The following is an 18036-nucleotide window of genomic DNA, read 5'->3' as shown; positions in this document are numbered from 1 at the left end:
ACGTCCCCGGTCCCCGCGCGCGTGACATTGCTCCCCGAGGGGGCCGCGCGCAAGTACCCGTCACTCGTACGGGTGAAGCGAATTTTTGCGCGCTTCTGGTGTCCCGCGGTCCGGGCGCACCGCGCGCGGTGGGACGGCGCCCTCCGGGGTCGTACCGCCCCGCCCCCGGGGGAGCCGCCGTACCGCCCGGGCAGACCCCGGGGAGCCGGCCGCTCAGCGGGAGCCCCGGCATCCCCCGCGACCCCCGCCCGAACCGCCCGCCACCCTTGCGGGGCCTGGCCAGGGCGCGTCTCGCGGGGGGCGCGTGACGTGCGCAAGCGGCGCCCCGGGGCCCTCGCGGAGGCGGCCCGCCCGGTGTGTTCCTGCTCGCTCATGGGGGCCTCCCGGGGCGCGGGGACCGGCGTCGGAGTCGATCGAGCCATCCTTGGTCAAACAGTTTATATCGGTCATTGCTCATGATCGAATCGGGGCCGCACAGATGGTGCGGGAGCGCCCGGGAGTGGTTTGCGTCGACGCGCAAGAACCGATAACCATACGTCAATCGGCATGTGCCAAGGGCATCATGATGCGGCATCAGCCACGAATGGAAGCGGCTATGCTACTTGCGGCTCAGCGTGTTGTAGCAATTACGCCAGGTCAGGCACAGCCTGCTGGTTGCCCACTCCGTTGAGGCCGCAATCCGCTGCTCGTGCCGTGTTCGTTCCATGACTAGCGATCACCTGAGGATGCTGATGGTTCGTGCTGGATCGTCCCCCGGAGACCACCGGCCCACCGCTACGTCCGCGTGGTTATTTCCGGTCGTCATAGTCGCGGCGGTCGCGACCGTCGCCGTATGGACCGTCCCCTCGTCCGCCAGGATGGCGGTGCTCTGGTGCGGTGTGACCGCCACGGTGGCCATCGCCGTCCTCGCCGTCGAGGTCGCGCGCCGAGGGCACCTGAACGCGGAGCTCCGTGCCGAAGTCGCCCGGCACGATGCCGAGTTGAGGTACCGGCTGGCCCAGCAGGAGGCCGAGACCGTACGTCTCGCCAAGGAACAGCTGCCCGACGCCATGGCGAGGCTCCAGCGCGGTGAGTTCCTCGAGGACGTGCTCAAGAGCGTCGAGACCCGCACCGAGGGCCTCACCGCCGAGTTCCACAGCGCGCACCAGGCCGTTCTCCACTCCGTCCTCACGGCCGTCTCCGCCGAGGAGGACATCCGGGAGTCCTCGCAGCGCGCCTTCGTGAACATCGCCCGCCGTGTGCAGGCCATCGTCCACCAGCAGGCGAGTTCCCTGCGGGAGATGGAAGACCGCCACGGCCAGAGCCCCGACGTCTTCGGCGACCTGCTCCGCCTCGACCACGGCACCGCCCTGATCGGCCGTCTCGCCGACAGCATCGCCGTCCTCGGAGGCGCCCGCCCCGGACGTCAGTGGAGCAAGGCGGTTCCCCTCTTCAGCGTGCTGCGCGGCGCGATGTCGCGCATCACCGACTACCAGCGGGTCGAGCTGCACTCGGTCTCCGAGGTCGCGGTCGTCGGCACCGCGGTCGAACCGCTGATCCACGCTGTCGCCGAGCTGCTCGACAACGCCACCCGTTACTCACCGCCGCAGACCCGGGTCCACCTGACCGCGGTCGAGGTGCAGTCGGGCATCGCGATCGAGATCGAGGACGGCGGGGTCAGCCTGAGCGAGGAGGCCCGGCAGCGGGCCGAGCAGATGCTCGCCCAGGCGCAGGCCGGCATGGACCTCAACGGCCTCGGCGAGACGCCCCGCCTGGGCCTGGCCGTCGTGGGCCGTCTGTCGAAGGCCTACGGATTCCAGGTCTCGCTGCGGACCTCCGCCTACGGCGGTGTGCGCGCGGTCCTGATCGTCCCGCAGGACCTGATCACCACCACCACCAACGCGACGGGCCTGGCGCACGGCATCGGTGCCGCCTCCGGTCCGCGGTCCGTCCCGGCGCCCCGCGCCGGTTCCGACCAGGGTTCCGGATCCGACGCCAAACGAAGCACGGGGCCCCAGGCTTCGGCCCCCGTGATGGCCGACATGGCGGACGACACCCCCGTCGTCCACGAACGCACCTCGAACGGGCTGCCCCAGCGGCGCCGGCGTACCCCGCCCGCCGCGGCCGCCCCCACGGGCTCTGCGTCACCCGCCGGTTCCGTCACTGCTTCCCGTGCCAAACCGCCGGCGCAGGAGCCGGTGCAGCCCGGCATGTGGTTGGCCGCCTTCCAGAGCGGCGTGTCAGGAGAGACGCCCGCTGCCGCTCCCGTCAGCAACAGTGACGAGTCGTTAGATAAGGGTGAGTAGCCGTGATTCAGCAGCGGGCCAACATGGACTGGATGCTCAAGGACCTGGCGACCAGCGTTCCGCAGACCCGCCAGGTGGTGGTGCTCTCCGCGGACGGCTTGCGCATGGCCCAGTGGGGTGCCGACACGGACGCGGCCGACCGGATCGCCGCGGCCTGTGCGGGTCTGCAGAGCCTGGCGGCGGCCGTCGCCACGGAGTTCCCGCAGGGTGACGGCCGCATGAGGCTGGTCGTGATCGAGATGTCGGGCGGTTTCTTCTACCTGATGGCGGCCGGTGCCGGGGCGTACCTCGCGGTACTCGCCGACGAGGATGTCGATGCCGGACTGATGGGGCAGCGGATGCGCGATCTCGTGGCGCGCATCGGTGAGCACCTGAGCAGTCCGCCGCGCAGTGACGAGCAGGCCGGATGAGCGAATCGGGTCAAGGATGGGAGGAAGGAAGCCCCGAGCGGCTCTACGTGATCACGGGGGGTCGGAGCGGGGGATCCGAGACTTCCACCCTCGACCTGGTCACGCTGGTCCGGGCGCGTACCGGACCGCCGCCGGGGATGCCACCGGAGCAGGCGGCGATCGTGCGACTGTGCAGTTCGCCGCTCTCCGTGGCCGAGATCTCCGCGTACCTCAATCTTCCGGTCAGCGTCGTGACGGTGCTCCTCACCGATCTGCTGGCCGAGAAAAGGGTGGAGGCGCGTTCGCCGATCCCACCCGCCAACCTTCCCGACGTCGCTCTTATTGAGGCGGTGATGCATGGACTTGAGAAGCTCTGACCCCCTCGTCGTCGCCGGGCCACGGAGCGAGGACGCACTGCCCGAAACCGCCGCCGCCGCGGTCAAGATAGTGATCGTCGGGGGTTTCGGGGTCGGCAAGACGACCCTGGTCCGATCGGTGAGTGAGATCCGGCCGTTGACGACCGAGGAGACCATGACCCAGGCGGGTGTCGGAGTAGACGACACCGCCGGTGTGGAACGCAAGACCGCGACCACTGTGGCCATGGACTTCGGCCGGATCAGCATCAACCGGGAACTGGTGCTGTATCTCTTCGGCACCCCCGGCCAGCAGCGTTTCTGGTTCCTCTGGAACGGGCTCTTCGAGGGTGCGCTGGGCGCGGTCGTGCTCGTCGACACCAGGCGCCTCGAGGTCAGTTTCGATGTCATAGGGCGGCTGGAAGAGCGCGGGGTGCCCTTCGTGGTGGCCATCAACACCTTCCCGGAGGCTCCTCCGCATCCCGTCGAGGAGCTGCGGGCCGCCCTGGACCTGCCCGAGCACGTCCCGATCGTGCACTGCGACGCCCGCAAGCGGGACTCCAGCCGCGACGTGCTGCTCACCCTGATGCGATACCTGCACTCCCTCGCCCTCTCCACGGAGGCATCGTGACCACCCCACCCCCCGAGTGCCCCGCCCACGCCTCCGGTGCCGCAGGCGTACGACGCCTCTACGACCCCGAGGCCGAGGCCGACCCGATGGGCGTCTACGACAAGCTCCGTGCCGAGCACGGAGCCGTGGCTCCCGTCCTGCTCCACGACGACCTGCCGGCCTGGCTGGTGCTCGGCTACCGGGAGAACCTGGAGGTGCTCCGCACCCCCTCGCGGTTCTCCTCCGATTCCCGGCGGTGGAGTGTGTTCCAGCGGGGGGAGCTCAAGCCGGAGCATCCGCTCGCCCCCACCATCAGCTGGCAGCCCTTGGTCGTCTTCGCCGATGGTGAGGACCAGAAGAGGCTGCGCGGTGCGGTCAGCCGCGGCATGGGGCGTTTCAACCGCCATGGCATCCGCCGCCATGTGACGCGGGTCTCGAACCAGCTGATCGACGAGTTCGCCGCCGCCGGCAACGCCGACCTGGTGCCCCAGTTCGCCGAGCAGTTGCCGCTGCTCGTCATGACGAACCTGCTCGGTCTTCCCGAGGAGGAGGGCCCGCGGCTCGCCGAGGCGTGCCGTGACCTGATGAAGGGCACCGAGACCTCCGGCGCCAGCTACGTCCACATCCTGGAGTCGCTGACCCGGCTGGTGGCGGAGAAGCACACCGACTCCGGTCACGACCTGGCGTCCTGGCTCATCGACGACGCCGCCGGTTTCAGCGACGACGAGGTCATCCAGCACCTGCGGCTGGTGCTCGTGGCCGCGAACGAGACCACCGCGAACCTGATCGCGGGCATGGTGAAGCTGGTGCTCACCGATCCGCGCTTCCGCGGCAACCTGTCGGGCGGGCACATGACGCTGCCGGACGGCCTGGAGCAGGTGCTGTGGGACGAGCCCCCGCTGTGGGTGATGCCGGCCCGGTACGCCACGGGCCCGATGGAGCTGGGGGGCCAGCGCATCGAGGAGGGGGACATGCTCCTCATGGGTCTCGCGGCGGGGAACACCGACCCGGCGATCCGCCCCGATCTCGCGACCCCGATGCACGGCAACCGTTCGCACCTCGCCTTCGGCGGCGGTCCGCACGAATGCCCCGGTCAGGACATCGGGCGTGCGATCGCGGAGACCGGCATCGACGTCCTGCTGGCCCGGCTTCCCGACCTGCGGCTCACGGCCGAGCCGGACGACCTGGCCAGGATCCCGGCGTGGACCTCGCACCACCTCGCCGAACTCCCCGTGGAATTCACACCGCGCCGTCCGCGTGAGGGGGAGGACACCGGGGTCAGCGCGAGGCCGGCACCGCGCGAGGTGATCCCCCAGCCGCTGCCGCAGGCGGAGCCGCAGCCTTCCGCGGCCACCGTTCCTCAGCCGGCCGCAACGTCGATGCCCCCGGTACGGCCGCCTCGGCGCTCCTTGTGGAGTGCTCTGACGAGCTGGCTGCGGCGGTAGCCCGAGCGTCTCATTCTGTGACCCGCGCACGGCGGGCGCACGGGCGGATGCGCCCGTGCGCCCGCCGTGCGCCTCTGTGTATCCGGAGAGCCCTTCGCGCCAGGTCGTGGCGCGCGCGTGCGCCGACGGCGCACCCGGCGCACACCCGGCGCAAGCACTGCGTGGGCCAACTCAGGTTCACATGGCGAGATTTGGCCACTTGACTGCATGGCCATATGCCGGAGTAATGGTCGCTGTAAATGATCCACTCGAGTTCCGCTTGGGCATGTGCCAGGCGCAACTGCTGGTGGTCATAGGGTTGACAACTGAGAGGTGACCGTCAGTGGGGCCCGACCTGATAGTTCCACCGATCTACTCCCCGCTCAGTCCGGCCATCCATCCCAGCCACGCCGCCATCGACGCGCGGACCGCCGAATGGGCCGACCACTTCTCCATAGGCTCCGACGCGCTCCGCAGCCACCTCGTGCAGCACGACATCGGAACCTTCGCGGCGCGGATCCTTCCCGACGGCCGCGAGGAAGTCATCTCCATCACCGCGGACTTCATCATCTGGCTCTTCGGTGTCGACGACGGCTACTGCGAGGAAGGCGACATCGGGACCCGGCCGGGCGACCTCATGGGTGCGCTCTCGCGCCTGCTGCGCATCGCCCAGAACCCCGAAGTCACCATGCTGGCGGACGACCCGCTGGCACAGGGGCTGCGGGACCTCCGCTACCGGATGGACGTGTACGGCACTCCCGGCCAGGTCGCCCGCTGGGTCGACGCCCTGCGCGAGTACTTCTCCTCCGTCGTGTGGGAGTCGTCCTTCAGGAGTCGCGGCGCCGTACCGGACCTCAACGACTACACACTCATGCGCATCTACGACGGCGCCACGTCCGTGATGATGCCGCTGCTGGAGATGGGGCACGGCTACGAACTCCAGCCGCTGGAGAGGGACCTCACCGCCGTACGCGCCACGGCCGAGATGGCGTACTTCATCATCTGCTGGGACAACGACATCTTCTCGCACCACAAGGAGAAGCGGGCCGGTGGCTTCTACCTGAACGCGGTGCGGGTGCTCGCCGAGGAGCGAGGGCTTTCGCAGGACAAGGCGCTCACCCTCGCCATCGCACAGCGCGATCGCGTGATGAACCTCTTCCTCCGCGTCACGGAACATCTGCGGATCTTCGGCAGCCCGCAGCTGCGCCAGTTCCTCGACAGCCTCGGCCACTTCATACGCGGGGCCCAGGACTGGGGCGTCAGCTCGGTCCGCTACACCACACCCGACGATCCGGCGAACCTCCCCTCGACCTTCTGCGACACACCCAGCGACGACAGCCTGGATCCGCTGGACATCCCGGCGATCGCGTGGTGGTGGGACCTGCTCCCCGACAGGGACCCGTCCCGTTCGCCACACGAGTTCACCCAGGCGGCAACCGTCGACTCCTTCATACACCCGATCGCCCAGCGCACGGCGTAGTTTTCCGCGAAAGAAGAGGAGTTCTCGGGGTGAATGCAGACTTGCGCTCGGTTCCGCGCGCCCCCGGTCGGCTTCCGCTCATCGGCCACGTCTGGCCGCTGGCACGCAACGCCCTCGGTTTTGTCACGTCGCTCCGGGACACCGGTGACCTGGTCCGGGTCGACGTGGGCACGATGCCCGTCTACTTCGTGAACAGCCCCGAGCTGGTGAACGAGTTGCTCGTCACCAAGGGGCGCAGTTTCGAGAAGGGGCGCTTCTTCGACCGGTTGAAGGTGCTGGTGGGCGAGGGGCTGGTCACCGCGGGGGGAGACACCCACCGGCGGCACCGCCGTTTGATGCAGCCGATGTTCCACCGGACCCGCATCGCCGGATACGCCGAGGTCATGGCGGAACAGGCGCGGGCGACGGCCGACTCGTGGCGGCCGGGGGAGACCGTCGCGGTGGAGCGGGAGATGGCCGCCATGGTGGTCAACACGCTGGCGGGGACGATGTTCTCGACGGACATCGGCAAGCCCGCGGTCGACGCCATACGCGTGCACCTGCCGGTCATCGTCAATACCCTGCTCCTGCGTACCGCCTCACCCAAGTTCCTCGACCGGGTCCCCATCCCGGCCAACCGCCGCTTCGACGCCGCGGCGGACGAACTGCTCCGGGTGATCGACGACGTCGTGGCCGCGGCCCGCGCGTCCGGCGACACGGACCGCCCCGACCTGTTGTCGACGCTGCTCGCGGCGCGCGACGCGGACTCCGGCGAGGCCCTGACGGACGTGGAGGTCAGGGACGAGCTCAGCACGATTCTCTTCGCCGGCGCGGAGAACACCGCGACCACGCTCACCTGGGCCTTCCACGAGATCGCCCGGCACCCCGAGGTCGAGCAGCGGCTGCTGGCCGAGATCGCGGAGGTCTCGGGCTCCGGACCGGTCGCGCTGGAACACGTCGCCGCGTACGAGTACCTGCCGCGGGTCATCAACGAAGTGGTCCGGCTGCACGGCGTCACCCTGCTCATGCGGCGCGCGGTCGAACCCGTCGAACTCGGCGGGGTGACCCTGCCCGCCGGCACCGAGGTCGCCTTCAGCCTCTACGCGCTGCACCGGGACCGGCGTTCGTTCCCCGACCCGGAGCGCTTCGACCCCGACCGGTGGTTGCCGGAGCGCAGCGCGGCGCTGCCGAGAGGGGCGTTCGTGCCGTTCGGCGCGGGAACCCGCAAGTGCATCGGGGATTCCTTCGCCTGGACGCAGATGATCATCTCCCTGGCCACGGTGCTGAGCCGGCGACGGCTGCGGCCGGCCCCCGGCCACACGGCCCGGGAGGTCACCGCGGCCGTGCCGCACCCCGACCGGTTGCCGATGGTGGTCGAGGTCCGGGAGCGGGTCGAGGTCTAGGGTCCTTGTCCGGGGCCGGGAGGAAGTGCGCCGTTTCGGGTTCGCGGCGGCGCGCATCCCCCCGGCCCCGGACCCGTGTTGAACGGCGGGGGAAGTTGATCCGTACCGGAGGGCGGCGGGCACCGGCGCCTCCTAGGATCACGCCATGGAACTGACGTTCGTGGACGTGAAGCCTGGTGAACCGGCCATGACCGCTGAAGTCGGGCCGCTGATCAGGGCGTTGAGGCCGGCGCTGACCGCCGACGGGTTCGCGGCGTTCGCCGCGGAGGCGCACGATCAGGGTGTGGTCTTCACGGCGGCTCTGGACGCGCGGGAGCGTTACCTGGGGGTGGCCACGCACCGGGTGCTGACCACCAGCAGGGGGCGGACGCTGCTCGTCGACGACATGGTCACGGCACTGGACGCGCGGGGCGCGGGGGTGGGCACGCGGTTGCTGGCCGAGGTGGAGACCAGGGCCCGGGCGGCGGGCTGCGAGCGGCTGGAACTGGACGCCGGCGTCGCCAACCACGGGGCGCACCGCTTCTACCACGCACGCCGCATGGCGATCACGGCGCTGCACTTCGTGCGCGAGCTCACCTGAGGGTGGGCGGCGGGCGGCGCCGGCGCGGCCCGGCGCCGCCGTTCAGAGGTCGCCGGTGAAGGCCACCAGCTGCGGGGTGCCCCAGGGTTCGGCGACCGTGGAACGGGTGGCGTGGTCGACCAGCCACTTCTTCAGCACCTCGAAGCCGGCGTCCCCGTAGGTGTCCTTGTAGAGCGCGGCGATGCCGGTGACGTGCGGGGCCGCCATCGAGGTGCCGCTCATGATCGCGTAGAGCCCGTTGGGGAAGGCGGAGGCGATGTCGACGCCGGGCGCGTTCAGGTTGACGCAGTTGCCGAAGTTGCTGAACGGCGCCCGGTGGTCGGCCCGGTCGGTCGCGGCGACGGTGAAGGCCTCCGTGGCGCTCGCCGGGGAGATGGCGCAGGAGCTGACGTCGTCGTTGCCGGCCGCGACGACCGGGAAGACCCCGGAGCGGGCCAGCGCGTCCAGGCTCTCGTTCATCGTCGGGGAGTACAGCCCGCCCAGCGAGATGTTGGCCACGGCGGGCCGCACCGCGTGCCGGGCAACCCAGTTGATCCCGGCGATGATCCCGGAGTTCGGGCCGCGCGCTTCGCAGTCCAGTACCCGCACGGAGACCAGCGAGACGGCGCGGGCGATCCCGGTGTGCGCGCCGCCCACCGTGCCGGCGACGTGCGTGCCGTGACCGGCGCAGTCGGCGGCGTTCCGGTCGTCCTCCATCTCGTCGATGCCGGGCCTGGCGCGGCCGCCGAACTCGGGGTGGGTGAAGTCGATTCCGCTGTCGATGATGTACGCGGTGACCTTGGCGCCGGTCGCCCGTACGGTGAACCCGTGGGTGGCCGGGGCGCGGTTGTTGACCCGCTCCAGGCCCCAGAAGCGTCCGGTGCCGGCCGGGGGCGTGCCGATCGGAAGCCGGCGGCCGGTCGCCACCGGGACGCGGTCCTCCGCGGGCAGGGTGACGGTGGTGTCCTGCTCGACGCCGCGCACCGAGGGCAGGGCCCTCACCCGCGCCAACTGCCGTCCGGTGAGCGGGGCGGCGAAGCCCCGCATCACCCGGTCGTAGACGTGGGCGGGGGTGATCCCGGCCGCGCTCGCGACGGAGGAGGGGTCGCTGTCCGGGGCCAGGGTGACGATGTAGCGGCCGGGGATGGAGTTCGGCGCTCCCACGCGGAGCAGGGGTGCCAGGGCGCCGGGGGAGTGCGCCTGCGCGGGGGACGACGCGGGGAGGGCGGCCAGAGCGGGGACGGCGGTCATCAGCACTGCGGCGAACGTCCGGCGCAGGGACACACGCATGCGTCGATCTCCTCGGGGCTCGGCGGACAGCACGGCCGACGGGCCGTCAGCCGGCCCTCTCTCCCACCCTGTCAGCCAGGATCGGACGCGGGCGCGCCCTGGTACGCCATCCGGGCCGGGGCGCGACGAGCAGCCCCAGACCGATCCACACGTAGGCGCTGCCGCCCACGAGGGCGCCCACGCCGCCGGTGCCGGGGTCGCCCCGCCACAGCCACACGAGGCTGCTGCAGAGCAGGACGTAGCTGCCGACCGACGCGACCGCCATGCCGCGGGTCCGCAACCGCAGCGCCTCGCCGGCCAGCAACGCCAGCGCGGGGATCAGCCACACCAGGTGGTGCACCCAGGTCACCGGGCTGACCAGACAGGCCGTCACACCCGTGAGGGCGGCGCCCCTCACCACGTCGGCCCGGCGCACCCTGTACGCCCACACCGCCAGCACCGCGACGACGGCCACCGCCCACACCCAGGTCGGGGCGTCGAGCCGGGCGAAGGTGCCGCGCAGCGACTGGTTGGAGGCGTACGACAGCGAGCCGACGCGGTCGGTGTCCCACATCGCCCGGGTCCAGAAGTCGCGGGACGCGCCGGGCGCGACCGCCGCCGCCAGCAGGGTCCCCCCGGCCGCCGTGGCGGTCGCGGCGAGCCCGGCGCGGCGGTGCCCGGCGAGCAGCAGCCACCCGATGAACAGCGCGGGCGTCAGCTTCACGGCGGCGGCGAGGCCGATCGCGCAGCCGGCCCAGCGGCTGCCGCGGCGCAGCAGTTCGGTGTCGGCGAGCACCAGGGCGAGCAGGACGAGGTTGACCTGCCCGAAGGTGAAGGTGTCGTGGACCGGTTCCAGGAGCGCCATCAGGCACACGGCAAGCACCATCGCGTACCAGGGGGTCCAGCCCTCGCGTCGCACGATCGGCCACACCGTCCACCACAGGACGGCCCCCGCCGCGCAGATGTTGACCGTGGCCGCGAGGACGACGGCCGCGGGCCAGGTCAGCAGGGTCAGCGGCAGCATGCACAGCGCGGCGAACGGCGGGTAGGTGAAGCCGTACGTGGTGCCGGGGCTGAGGTAGTCGTAGACGCCGACGCCGTCGTGGACCCAGGCGTTGACGGTGCCCCAGTAGACGCCGAGGTCGAACCAGTGCCGGTGCAGCGGCACGGTCGCCAGGAACAGTGCGGTCGCGGCCACGGCGGCGGCCGCCGTCACGATCCGCCTCATGAGGCGAGCGCGGGACGGACGAGCCGGACGAGCCGTATCGCGGCGAGCGGCAGCAGTGCGAGGGCCGCACCGGTGGCCGCCAGGGCGATCTGACGGGGTGTCGCGGCGAATCCGCTGGGCAGCACCGCGAGGGCCAGCACCGCGCTGGCGAGCGCGGCGAGCCGCCGCACCCGGCCGTCGGGGGCGGCGACGGCGAGCGGCACGAGCCCCCACAGCAGGTACCAGGGGCGGATCGCCGGGCCCAGCAGCGCCACCGCGAGCAGGCTGATGCCGAGGGCGTACACCGGCCCGAGCCGCTCGCGGAAGAACCACACGGCGGCGATGACGAGGGCGGCGGCGGCCATGCCGAGCAGCCGCCAGACGTCCGGGGTGCCGATGAACCGGCCCAGGACGTTGACCAGGGACCAGTTGGAGGCGGAGGCGGGCGTGGTCAGCGCGCCGATCCAGCCGTAGCCGACGCCGGTGACGGCGGTGACCGCCACGGTGGCCGCGCCGGCGACCGCCGCCGTGGCCGCCCCGGCGCGCGCCAGGCGCCAGCGGCCCTCCAGTTGTTCCGCCCACAGGGTGGCCACGACCAGCAGCCCGAGGGCGGCGGGTGCCTTGACCAGGGCGGCCAGGGTCACCAGCGCGGCGGCCGGGACCGGACGCCGGCCCAGCGCCGCGCCCAGGCCGGCACCGAGCAGGCCGAGCATGACGGCGTCGTTGTGCGCCCCCGCCACCAGGTGCAGCAGCACGAGCGGGTTGAGCGCCCCGAGCCACACGGCGGCGGCCGGGTCCGCGCCGCAGCGGCGTGCGAGCCGCGGCAGCAGGGTCGCGAGCAGGGCCACGCCCAGCAGTGCCAGCGCCCGCATCCCGATGACCCCGGCGTGGGCTCCGTAGCGTGCCAGTGCCAGGAACGCGGGGCCGTACGGCGCGGGGCTGTTCCGCCAGATCGCGGGCACCTCGGCGGCCGCCGTGCCCCCGAGCACGCCCGGCCCGTGCGTGTAGACGTCTATGCCCGCGTTGACCATCGCGCCCTGCGCCAGGTAGCTGTAGACGTCCCGGCTGAACAGCGGCGGCGCCAGCAGCAGGGGTGCCGCCCACACGGCGAAGGTCGTGAGCAGGGCGCGGATCGACGGCGGCCGGGGCCCGCGCACCAGCCGGCCGAGCTGCCACCACGCCGCGACGAGCAGGCCGAGGCCGAAGTACGCCACCAGCAGCCCGGCCGCCGCCTCCCCGTGCGGCAGCGCGACCCCGTCCCGTACCGGCAGCGCCCCCGCGGCGCTGCCGCCGGCCGCCAGCGCGGCGGTACCGGCCAGTCCGAGAGCCATCGTGCGAGTCACCTCCGCACGCTCCCATCACCGGGTGTCCGCCGGACGACCGGCGGGCGACCGGTGGATGACCGGCCCGGACGCGCGGCGCCCGGTTCGTTGCGGTGACGGCAGGTTCACACCTCGGGAACGCGTCAGCGCCGCGTCCGGGCGGCGGCGGCCGGTGGTCCGACGTCGACCTGGTGCCCGGGGTGCGCGGCGGGGTGGGCACGGCGCTGGTCCGCTGGACGGGGTGGCTGTACGGGGACGGGTTCGGGGCGCTGCACGACGGGGACCCGGCGGGGACGCCGGCGGTGGACCCGGCGTTCACGCCGGAGGCCGGGTTCGGGCCGTGGGGCCGCAGTGGCGGGCCCGGTGCCGGGTCCGCCGACGCGGGCGGGTCTGGGCCGGCACCACGTCTCGCACGCCGCGGCGGGCATCGTGTGGGGCCGGTTGTGGCAGGTGGAGCACTGGATCGGTACGGTGCGCACCCAGGTGATCGCGCTCGCCTGCCTGTGGCTGGAGCATCCGGGGGCGTCCGCCAAGGGCGCCCGTCTGCTGCCGGGTTCGGGCCATGCGGCCGCAGTGGCGGGCCCGGGGACGCCGGCGGGTCTGGGCTGGCACCACGTCCCGCATGCCTCGGCGGGCATCGTGTGGGGCCGGTTGGGGCAGGCGGCGCATTGGATCGGTGCGGTGCGCACCTAGGTGATCGCGCTCGCCTGCTTGCGGCTGGGGCATCCGGCGGCCTCCGCCGAGGGCGCCCACCCGCTGCCGGAGGAGGTCACCGGGCCGCCGCGGGCGACGCTGGTGCGCGCACCGGAGCTCGCCGAGCTGCGCCGCGCGCTCGTCGCCGCGGCCACCGCCCTCGCGCGGGAAGTGGCCCGTGCCGAGCCGGCGTTGGCAGAGCGGGGCGGTGCGGTCAGCCGATCCCGTCGGCGGCGGCCACGATGATCTGGGCGACCCGGCGGGGCTGTTCGAACAGGACGCCGTGCCCGGCGCGGGGCACCGTGACGAGGGTCAGCGTCGGGCAGGTGCCGAGGTCGTGCCGCTCCCCGTCGGTGAGGCCGATGTCGTCGGCGGTGCCGCGTACGACGACCGCGCGGGCGCCGCTCGCGCACAGCCGGTTGACGAGGGAGCCGTGTTCGTCGAGGTGGGCGAAGTACTGCCGGAGCGCGGCGCGGCAGAAGGCCGGGTCGTTGTCGCCCATGATCGAGGCGAGGGTGTCGCGGCGCCCGGGCGGCAGGCTGTCGCGGACGTTGCGAGGCAGGGTCCTCAGCGCCACCGTCCAGGCCGCCGTGCCCAGCACCGGCACGTGGGCGAGCCGGTCGAGCAGGGCGAGTTCCCTGGCCTCGTCCCCGCGGGAGAAGACGGGGGAGAGCAGGACGAGGGGCCCGGAGAACTCGCCGAGGGCCGCCATCTCGATGGCGATGTTGGCGCCCAGGCTGTGCCCGACGACGAGGTCGCAGCCGGTGTCGGCGGCGAGCCGGCCCATGAGGCGGGCGTAGTTCCCGATCGACAGGTCCTCGGGGGCGGGGCTGCGCCCGTGGCCGGGCAGGGTGACGGCCACCAGGCCGAGTCCGGCGTCCGCGGGGGCGGGCTCGGCCATGACGTCGGCGTAGAACTCGGCCGTGCACAGGGCGCCCGGCAGCAGCAGGGCCCTTCGTGCGGCGTCGTGCGGTCCGGTCGTGCGGATGTCCCAGCCCGCGCGCCCGCTGTCGGTGCTCACGGCTCCACACCCTGGCCCGGTCCGCGCGGGCGGGTGGGCACCGTGCTCCGTACGCGGCGTGTCGGTGCGATCCTGAACCCCGTGCGAGATGCGATGACGGTGGTCGAGGCGGCGTTCTCCGGCGCCCTGGGGGCGCCGGAGGGGGACGTCGAGACGGCGCTGGACGCCGGGGCGTCGGCCATGGCGGCGGCGGAGGCCGGCTGGGACGAGGTCGGCCGGGCGGTGGTGACCGCCGTGGGCGGACTGCTGCGGGGCTGCCGGGCGCGCGGCTGGCAGGACGCGGACGTGCTGCGGATGGTGCGCCGCGAACTGCGCCCCGAGCACGTGCGGCTCGCCGGGCGGCTGACCGCGGACGGCGGCGGCGACCCGGCGGGCCTGCTGACGGCGTACGGGGCGGCCGAGCGGCTGGACCGCTTCACGGTGGCGACGACCGTGCTGGAACTCGTCCGCCTGCTGGGGCGGCTGCCCGGCATCACCCCGCTGGCCGCGCCCGCGGCGGCGTCCGGCGGTACGGGGCATCCGATGCTGCGGCGGATCAGGGCGCTGCTGGCGAAGGCGGAGTCCACGGCCTTCCCGGAGGAGGCGGAGGCGCTGAGCGCGAAGGCCCAGCACCTGATGGCGCGGCACAGCGTGGATGAGGCGCTGGTCGCGGGCACGGCGCCGGGCGGCGGCCCGGGCGCGCGGCGGATCGGCGTGGACCGCCCCTACGAGGCGCCGAAGGCCCTGCTGCTGGACGCGGTCGCGGAGGCGAACCGCTGCCGTGCCGTGTGGTCGGCGGAGTTCGGCTTCTCGACGGTCGTGGGCTGGGAGGCCGACCTGGAGGCCGTGGAGGTGCTGTACACGTCCCTGCTGGTGCAGGCCGAGGCGGCCATGCGCGGCGGCGGCGCCCCGGGCCCGGCCGCGCGTCGTCCGCGCCGCAAGGGCGGCGGGGGCGGCGACCTGTCACGGGACTTCCGGGAGTCCTTCCTCATCGCCTACGCGGGCCGCGTCGGCGAGCGTCTGGCCGCGGCCTCCCGCGACGCGACGGAGGAGGCCGCGCAGGCCACCGGAGCCACGGAGGTCCTCCCCGCGCTGGCCGCCCGCGAGGTCGCCGTCGGCCGCGCCGCCGACGCGATGTTCCCCGATACCCGCACCCAGCGCCTCAGGGGCCGCGACCACGAGGGCTGGGCCCGCGGGACCGCCGCGGCCGACCGCGCCGCCTTCCACGGCCCGGCCGGCCGCGATCGGATCGAGCGTCCCGAGGCGTGACGGACGCGCTCCCGGAGTGGGGCGGGGGTGGGCTTGTCGCCTGTCGCGCCGTCTCGCGCCCTTCGGGCGCAAGCATGCGGGCTGCGGACGGGAGGGTGGCGGCCTGGGGCTGGTCGGCAGTGTGCGGGCGGGTGGCCGGCTGAGGCTCGGGCTCCGGAGCGGTCGCGTGTCCGGTGGCCGGGGTCTCGTTGCCGTCCGCGGGTGCGGATGGCCGCTTCCACGCCTACTCCTGGTGGTGGGCGCGCCCGCCGTGACCGGCGGCTGCGGCTGATTCGGGGTGCTGTTGGGCGGTCTGCGGGAGATCGGGCCCGCTTTCGCCGACATGTTCGGCGTAACAGGGCCCGATCTTCGAGCGGGGGAAGATCGGGCCCGCTTTCGCGGACTGTGTCGGCGGAACAGCACCCGATGTCGGGGAAGCACCCGCAGACGCCGGTTACGGCGGGCGCGCCACCCACGAACGGTGGGCGTGGCAACCGGCCATCTGTACCCGCGGACGGAGACGAGACCGGTAGCCGATGAACAACCGGCCGCGCTCAGGAGCCTGAACCCCCACCACGAACCCACCCGCACCGCGACGAGGAGGGCGCCCCCACCCTCCCCATCCGCAGTCGGCGCTTTGCGCCCGCAGGGCGCGAGACGGACCCGCATCCACCGACCGGCCCCACCCACCGGCCCGGTCACCTAGAACAGCCAGCGGGTCTGGCTGTAGGTGGTGCCGCGGGCGTAGGCGAAGGCCGTGGTGGGTTCCACCTCGTACACCAGGGCCTCGTGTCCGCCGCCGACGAAGACCTGGTCGCCCACGTCGAAGTGCCATTCGGAGCCGTACTTGCTCTCGTACGCCTCCGCGATCCGGCGCAGCTGCTTGTCGCTGCGCACGCGCGCCGCCCTGCCCTCGAGCACGATGTCCAGGCCCTCGCCGAGCGCGTTGTTGCCGGTGGTGAGGACGACCCGGGGGTTGCGGTCGAGGTTCCCGGCCTTGCGCTCGTCGGCGCCGGTGCAGAAGTGCAGGGCGTCGTCGAGCCAGACCCCGATCAGCGGGGTGACGTGGGGCCGGCCGTCCGGGCGGACGGTGGTCAGCCAGTAGATCTCGGCGCCGGCCAGGTGTCCGCGGGCGTCGTGCCAGGTCGTGGGGGTCGCGCCGGCGCTGCTGTAGCGGGCGTCGAGCTCGGGCTCGGGTTCCTTCTCTTCTGCCATGCCTCCACTGATACTCCATCAGCCCGCGCGCAGCGCGTACGCGCTGTCGACGGCTTCCGCCAGGTCGCGTACGGCCGGGTCCTCGGTGGTCGCGGCCAGGGCGTGCGCGCGGTCGCCGAGCTCGGCGAGGCCGGGGGCGCCGGGCAGTTGCCCGTCACCGGTGTCGTAGGTGCGCAGCGCGTCGGCGAAGTACGCGGCGACCGCGTCCACGCGGAGCCTCGGGGACGTGCCGGAGTCCCACAGCCGGCCGGCGAGTCGGTCCGCCTCGACGGCGCCCGCGGCCTCGTGCGGGGAGCGGTCGTGCGGGTCGAGCCAGCGCACGGTGGCCGTGGCGACGTGGCCCCGGGCGCCCGCCTTCAGCCGCACGGCGTAGAGCGCGGTGACGGTGTGGCCGGGGCCGACCTCGCCGCCGTCGACGCGGTCGTCGCGGAAGTCCTCGTCGGCGACGGCGCGGTTCTCGAAGCCGATCAGGCGGTAGCGCTCGACGGTGCGCGGGTCGAAGGCGACCTGGGCCTTGGCGTCGCGGGCGCGCAGGCCGATGTTGACGGGCAGTTGGTCCACGAACAGGGCGCGGGCCTCGGCCGGGGTGGAGACGTACGAGGTGTGGCCGTCGCCCTTGTCGACCAGCCGCTCCATCAGCTCGTCGCCGTACTCGTTGCCGACGCCGACCCCGAAGAGCGCGACGCCGTACCGGGAACGGGCCCGGTCGATCCGTTCCAGGAGGGCGTCGGGGTCGGTCTCCCCGGTGTTGGCGAGGGCGTCGGAGAGCAGGACGACCCGGTTGGTGGCACCGCGCCGGGCGCTCTCCAGGGCCATGTCGTAGCCGGTGCGCAGACCCGCCTCCAGGTTGGTCGAGTCCTCGGGCGCGAGGCGGTCGACGACGGACCGCGCGTGTTCCCGGGCGCCCTCGGCGCCGAGCCGGGTGGCCGGCAGGGCGACCCGTGCGCTGTCGCTGAAGGTGACGACGGCGAGGGAGTCGTCGTCCCGCAGCTCGCCGATCGCGGCGCGCAGTGCCTTCTGGACGAGGTCGAGGCGGCCCGGGTCGCCCATGGAACCGGAGACGTCCACGACGAAGGTGAGCACGGCCGGCGGCCTGTTCACCTCGTCCGCGGGACGGGTGGCGAGGCCGACGCGCATGAGGGACCAGCCCTCCTCGTCGCCGACGCGGGCGCCGTCGACGGTGACGGAGAAGCCGTCGCCCCTGGGGGCGGGGTAGTCCTGGCGGAAGCTGTTGACGAACTCCTCGTGGCGCACGTCCGAGGGGGAGGGCAGCGAGCCCTGGTCGAGCCGCCGCTTGGCGTAGCCGTAGGAGGCGGTGTCGACGTCCAGCGCGAAGGTCGACAGCCCGGAGGCGTCCGGTGCCCGGTCCGGGCTGCGGTTCCCGTCCGCGCCCTGCCCGTTCCACTCGGAGCCGTTCTCGGGGCCCTCGTCCGCACCCTGTACGGGACCGGGCCGCTGCGCGCGGTCGCCGCCGCTTCCCCGGTCCGCGTTGGCGCCGCAACCCGTCAGCATCGCTCCGGCCGCCACCGCCGCCAGTACCGCCGCCGTGATCCGCCGCATCATCGTCACCTGCCCTCCCCCGTGGGCGCCCCCTGCGCCT

Annotated in this window: 17 protein-coding genes; 11 read left to right on the top strand and 6 right to left on the bottom strand. The window is 73.1% G+C overall.

The window, feature by feature from the left end:
- Positions 1 to 731: 731 nt before the first annotated feature.
- The 8 genes from CHF15_RS06165 to CHF15_RS06130 all read left to right on the top strand — a co-directional run bounded on the left by CHF15_RS06165 (position 732) and on the right by CHF15_RS06130 (position 8503).
- Positions 732 to 2285 (top strand): sensor histidine kinase, encoded by a 1554-nt coding sequence (locus CHF15_RS06165; RefSeq protein ID WP_375821599.1) that lies wholly within the window; start codon positions 732 to 734, stop codon positions 2283 to 2285.
- Positions 2286 to 2308: 23 nt separating this feature from the next.
- Positions 2309 to 2695: a roadblock/LC7 domain-containing protein gene (locus CHF15_RS06160; RefSeq protein ID WP_375821598.1), complete on the top strand. Its 387-nt coding sequence runs from the start codon at positions 2309 to 2311 to the stop codon at positions 2693 to 2695.
- Positions 2692 to 3051 carry a DUF742 domain-containing protein gene (locus CHF15_RS06155; RefSeq protein WP_089222571.1) on the top strand — a complete coding sequence of 120 codons (360 nt, stop codon included), beginning with the start codon at positions 2692 to 2694 and terminating at the stop codon, positions 3049 to 3051. The genes CHF15_RS06160 and CHF15_RS06155 overlap by 4 nt, the downstream gene beginning before the upstream one ends.
- Positions 3032 to 3658, top strand: a complete 627-nt coding sequence (locus CHF15_RS06150) for a GTP-binding protein (protein WP_089222570.1) — start codon at positions 3032 to 3034, stop codon at positions 3656 to 3658. The genes CHF15_RS06155 and CHF15_RS06150 overlap by 20 nt, the downstream gene beginning before the upstream one ends.
- Positions 3655 to 5082 carry a cytochrome P450 gene (locus CHF15_RS06145; protein WP_089222569.1) on the top strand — a complete coding sequence of 476 codons (1428 nt, stop codon included), beginning with the start codon at positions 3655 to 3657 and terminating at the stop codon, positions 5080 to 5082. Before CHF15_RS06150 ends, CHF15_RS06145 begins: the two co-directional genes overlap by 4 nt.
- Positions 5083 to 5404: 322 nt before the next feature.
- Positions 5405 to 6541 (top strand): selina-4(15),7(11)-diene synthase, encoded by a 1137-nt coding sequence (locus CHF15_RS06140; protein ID WP_089222568.1) that lies wholly within the window; start codon positions 5405 to 5407, stop codon positions 6539 to 6541.
- 29 nt (positions 6542 to 6570) lie between these two features.
- Positions 6571 to 7923, top strand: a complete 1353-nt coding sequence (locus tag CHF15_RS06135; RefSeq protein WP_245938686.1) for a cytochrome P450 — start codon at positions 6571 to 6573, stop codon at positions 7921 to 7923.
- A 145-nt stretch (positions 7924 to 8068) separates the two neighbouring features.
- On the top strand, positions 8069 to 8503 hold the full coding sequence (locus tag CHF15_RS06130; protein ID WP_089222566.1) for a GNAT family N-acetyltransferase: 435 nt from the start codon (positions 8069 to 8071) through the stop codon (positions 8501 to 8503).
- Between the two features lie 42 nt (positions 8504 to 8545).
- Here CHF15_RS06130 and CHF15_RS06125 read toward each other — a convergent pair whose 3' ends face one another.
- The 3 genes from CHF15_RS06125 to mptB are packed head-to-tail and all read right to left on the bottom strand — an operon-like array spanning position 8546 to position 12289.
- Positions 8546 to 9772 (bottom strand): S8 family peptidase, encoded by a 1227-nt coding sequence (locus tag CHF15_RS06125; RefSeq protein WP_245938685.1) that lies wholly within the window; start codon positions 9770 to 9772, stop codon positions 8546 to 8548.
- Between the two features lie 46 nt (positions 9773 to 9818).
- Positions 9819 to 10979, bottom strand: coding sequence for a glycosyltransferase family 87 protein (locus CHF15_RS06120; RefSeq protein WP_245938684.1), 1161 nt, complete (start codon positions 10977 to 10979; stop codon positions 9819 to 9821).
- The gene (gene mptB / locus CHF15_RS06115; protein ID WP_089222564.1) at positions 10976 to 12289 is read right to left on the bottom strand and encodes a polyprenol phosphomannose-dependent alpha 1,6 mannosyltransferase MptB; all 1314 of its coding nucleotides are present in this window, start codon (positions 12287 to 12289) and stop codon (positions 10976 to 10978) included. Before mptB ends, CHF15_RS06120 begins: the two co-directional genes overlap by 4 nt.
- Positions 12290 to 12643: 354 nt before the next feature.
- Between mptB and CHF15_RS06110 the strand changes: the two genes are divergently transcribed.
- On the top strand, positions 12644 to 12973 hold the full coding sequence (locus CHF15_RS06110) for a hypothetical protein (protein WP_143681528.1): 330 nt from the start codon (positions 12644 to 12646) through the stop codon (positions 12971 to 12973).
- Entirely contained in the window at positions 12974 to 13219 is a 246-nt protein-coding gene (locus CHF15_RS06105) for a hypothetical protein (RefSeq protein WP_089222562.1), read from the top strand.
- Here CHF15_RS06105 and CHF15_RS06100 read toward each other — a convergent pair.
- Positions 13188 to 13994, bottom strand: coding sequence for an alpha/beta fold hydrolase (locus CHF15_RS06100; RefSeq protein ID WP_179279671.1), 807 nt, complete (start codon positions 13992 to 13994; stop codon positions 13188 to 13190). The two genes, CHF15_RS06105 and CHF15_RS06100, sit on opposite strands and share 32 nt — an antisense overlap.
- 93 nt (positions 13995 to 14087) lie before the next feature.
- Between CHF15_RS06100 and CHF15_RS06095 the strand changes: the two genes are divergently transcribed.
- The gene (locus CHF15_RS06095; protein WP_089222560.1) at positions 14088 to 15242 is read left to right on the top strand and encodes a DUF2786 domain-containing protein; all 1155 of its coding nucleotides are present in this window, start codon (positions 14088 to 14090) and stop codon (positions 15240 to 15242) included.
- A 681-nt stretch (positions 15243 to 15923) separates the two neighbouring features.
- Here CHF15_RS06095 and CHF15_RS06090 read toward each other — a convergent pair.
- Positions 15924 to 16436 (bottom strand): pyridoxamine 5'-phosphate oxidase family protein, encoded by a 513-nt coding sequence (locus CHF15_RS06090; RefSeq protein WP_089222559.1) that lies wholly within the window; start codon positions 16434 to 16436, stop codon positions 15924 to 15926.
- An 18-nt stretch (positions 16437 to 16454) separates the two neighbouring features.
- Complete coding sequence (locus CHF15_RS06085; protein WP_179279682.1) at positions 16455 to 17999, bottom strand: vWA domain-containing protein; 1545 nt, start codon at positions 17997 to 17999, stop codon at positions 16455 to 16457.
- Between the last annotated feature and the right edge of the window lie 37 nt (positions 18000 to 18036).

The sequence above is a fragment of the Actinacidiphila glaucinigra genome (assembly GCF_900188405.1).
GTDB classification, from domain to species: domain Bacteria; phylum Actinomycetota; class Actinomycetes; order Streptomycetales; family Streptomycetaceae; genus Actinacidiphila; species Actinacidiphila glaucinigra.
The sequence above is the reverse complement of the archived record's forward strand: the minus strand, read 5'-3'. Positions and strand labels throughout refer to the sequence as shown.

What these genes read in the sequence shown, in the direction of transcription:
- CHF15_RS06085 (WP_179279682.1), bottom strand. Translation starts at nt 17,999, where the DNA reads ATGATGCGGCGGATCACGGCGGCGGTACTGGCGGCGGTGGCGGCCGGA.
- CHF15_RS06090 (WP_089222559.1), bottom strand. Translation starts at nt 16,436, where the DNA reads ATGGCAGAAGAGAAGGAACCCGAGCCCGAGCTCGACGCCCGCTACAGC.
- CHF15_RS06120 (WP_245938684.1), bottom strand. Translation starts at nt 10,979, where the DNA reads ATGAGGCGGATCGTGACGGCGGCCGCCGCCGTGGCCGCGACCGCACTG.
- CHF15_RS06165 (WP_375821599.1), top strand. Translation starts at nt 732, where the DNA reads ATGGTTCGTGCTGGATCGTCCCCCGGAGACCACCGGCCCACCGCTACG.
- CHF15_RS06155 (WP_089222571.1), top strand. Translation starts at nt 2,692, where the DNA reads ATGAGCGAATCGGGTCAAGGATGGGAGGAAGGAAGCCCCGAGCGGCTC.
- CHF15_RS06130 (WP_089222566.1), top strand. Translation starts at nt 8,069, where the DNA reads ATGGAACTGACGTTCGTGGACGTGAAGCCTGGTGAACCGGCCATGACC.
- CHF15_RS06125 (WP_245938685.1), bottom strand. Translation starts at nt 9,772, where the DNA reads ATGCGTGTGTCCCTGCGCCGGACGTTCGCCGCAGTGCTGATGACCGCC.
- CHF15_RS06095 (WP_089222560.1), top strand. Translation starts at nt 14,088, where the DNA reads ATGACGGTGGTCGAGGCGGCGTTCTCCGGCGCCCTGGGGGCGCCGGAG.
- CHF15_RS06160 (WP_375821598.1), top strand. Translation starts at nt 2,309, where the DNA reads ATGGACTGGATGCTCAAGGACCTGGCGACCAGCGTTCCGCAGACCCGC.
- mptB (WP_089222564.1), bottom strand. Translation starts at nt 12,289, where the DNA reads ATGGCTCTCGGACTGGCCGGTACCGCCGCGCTGGCGGCCGGCGGCAGC.
- CHF15_RS06150 (WP_089222570.1), top strand. Translation starts at nt 3,032, where the DNA reads ATGGACTTGAGAAGCTCTGACCCCCTCGTCGTCGCCGGGCCACGGAGC.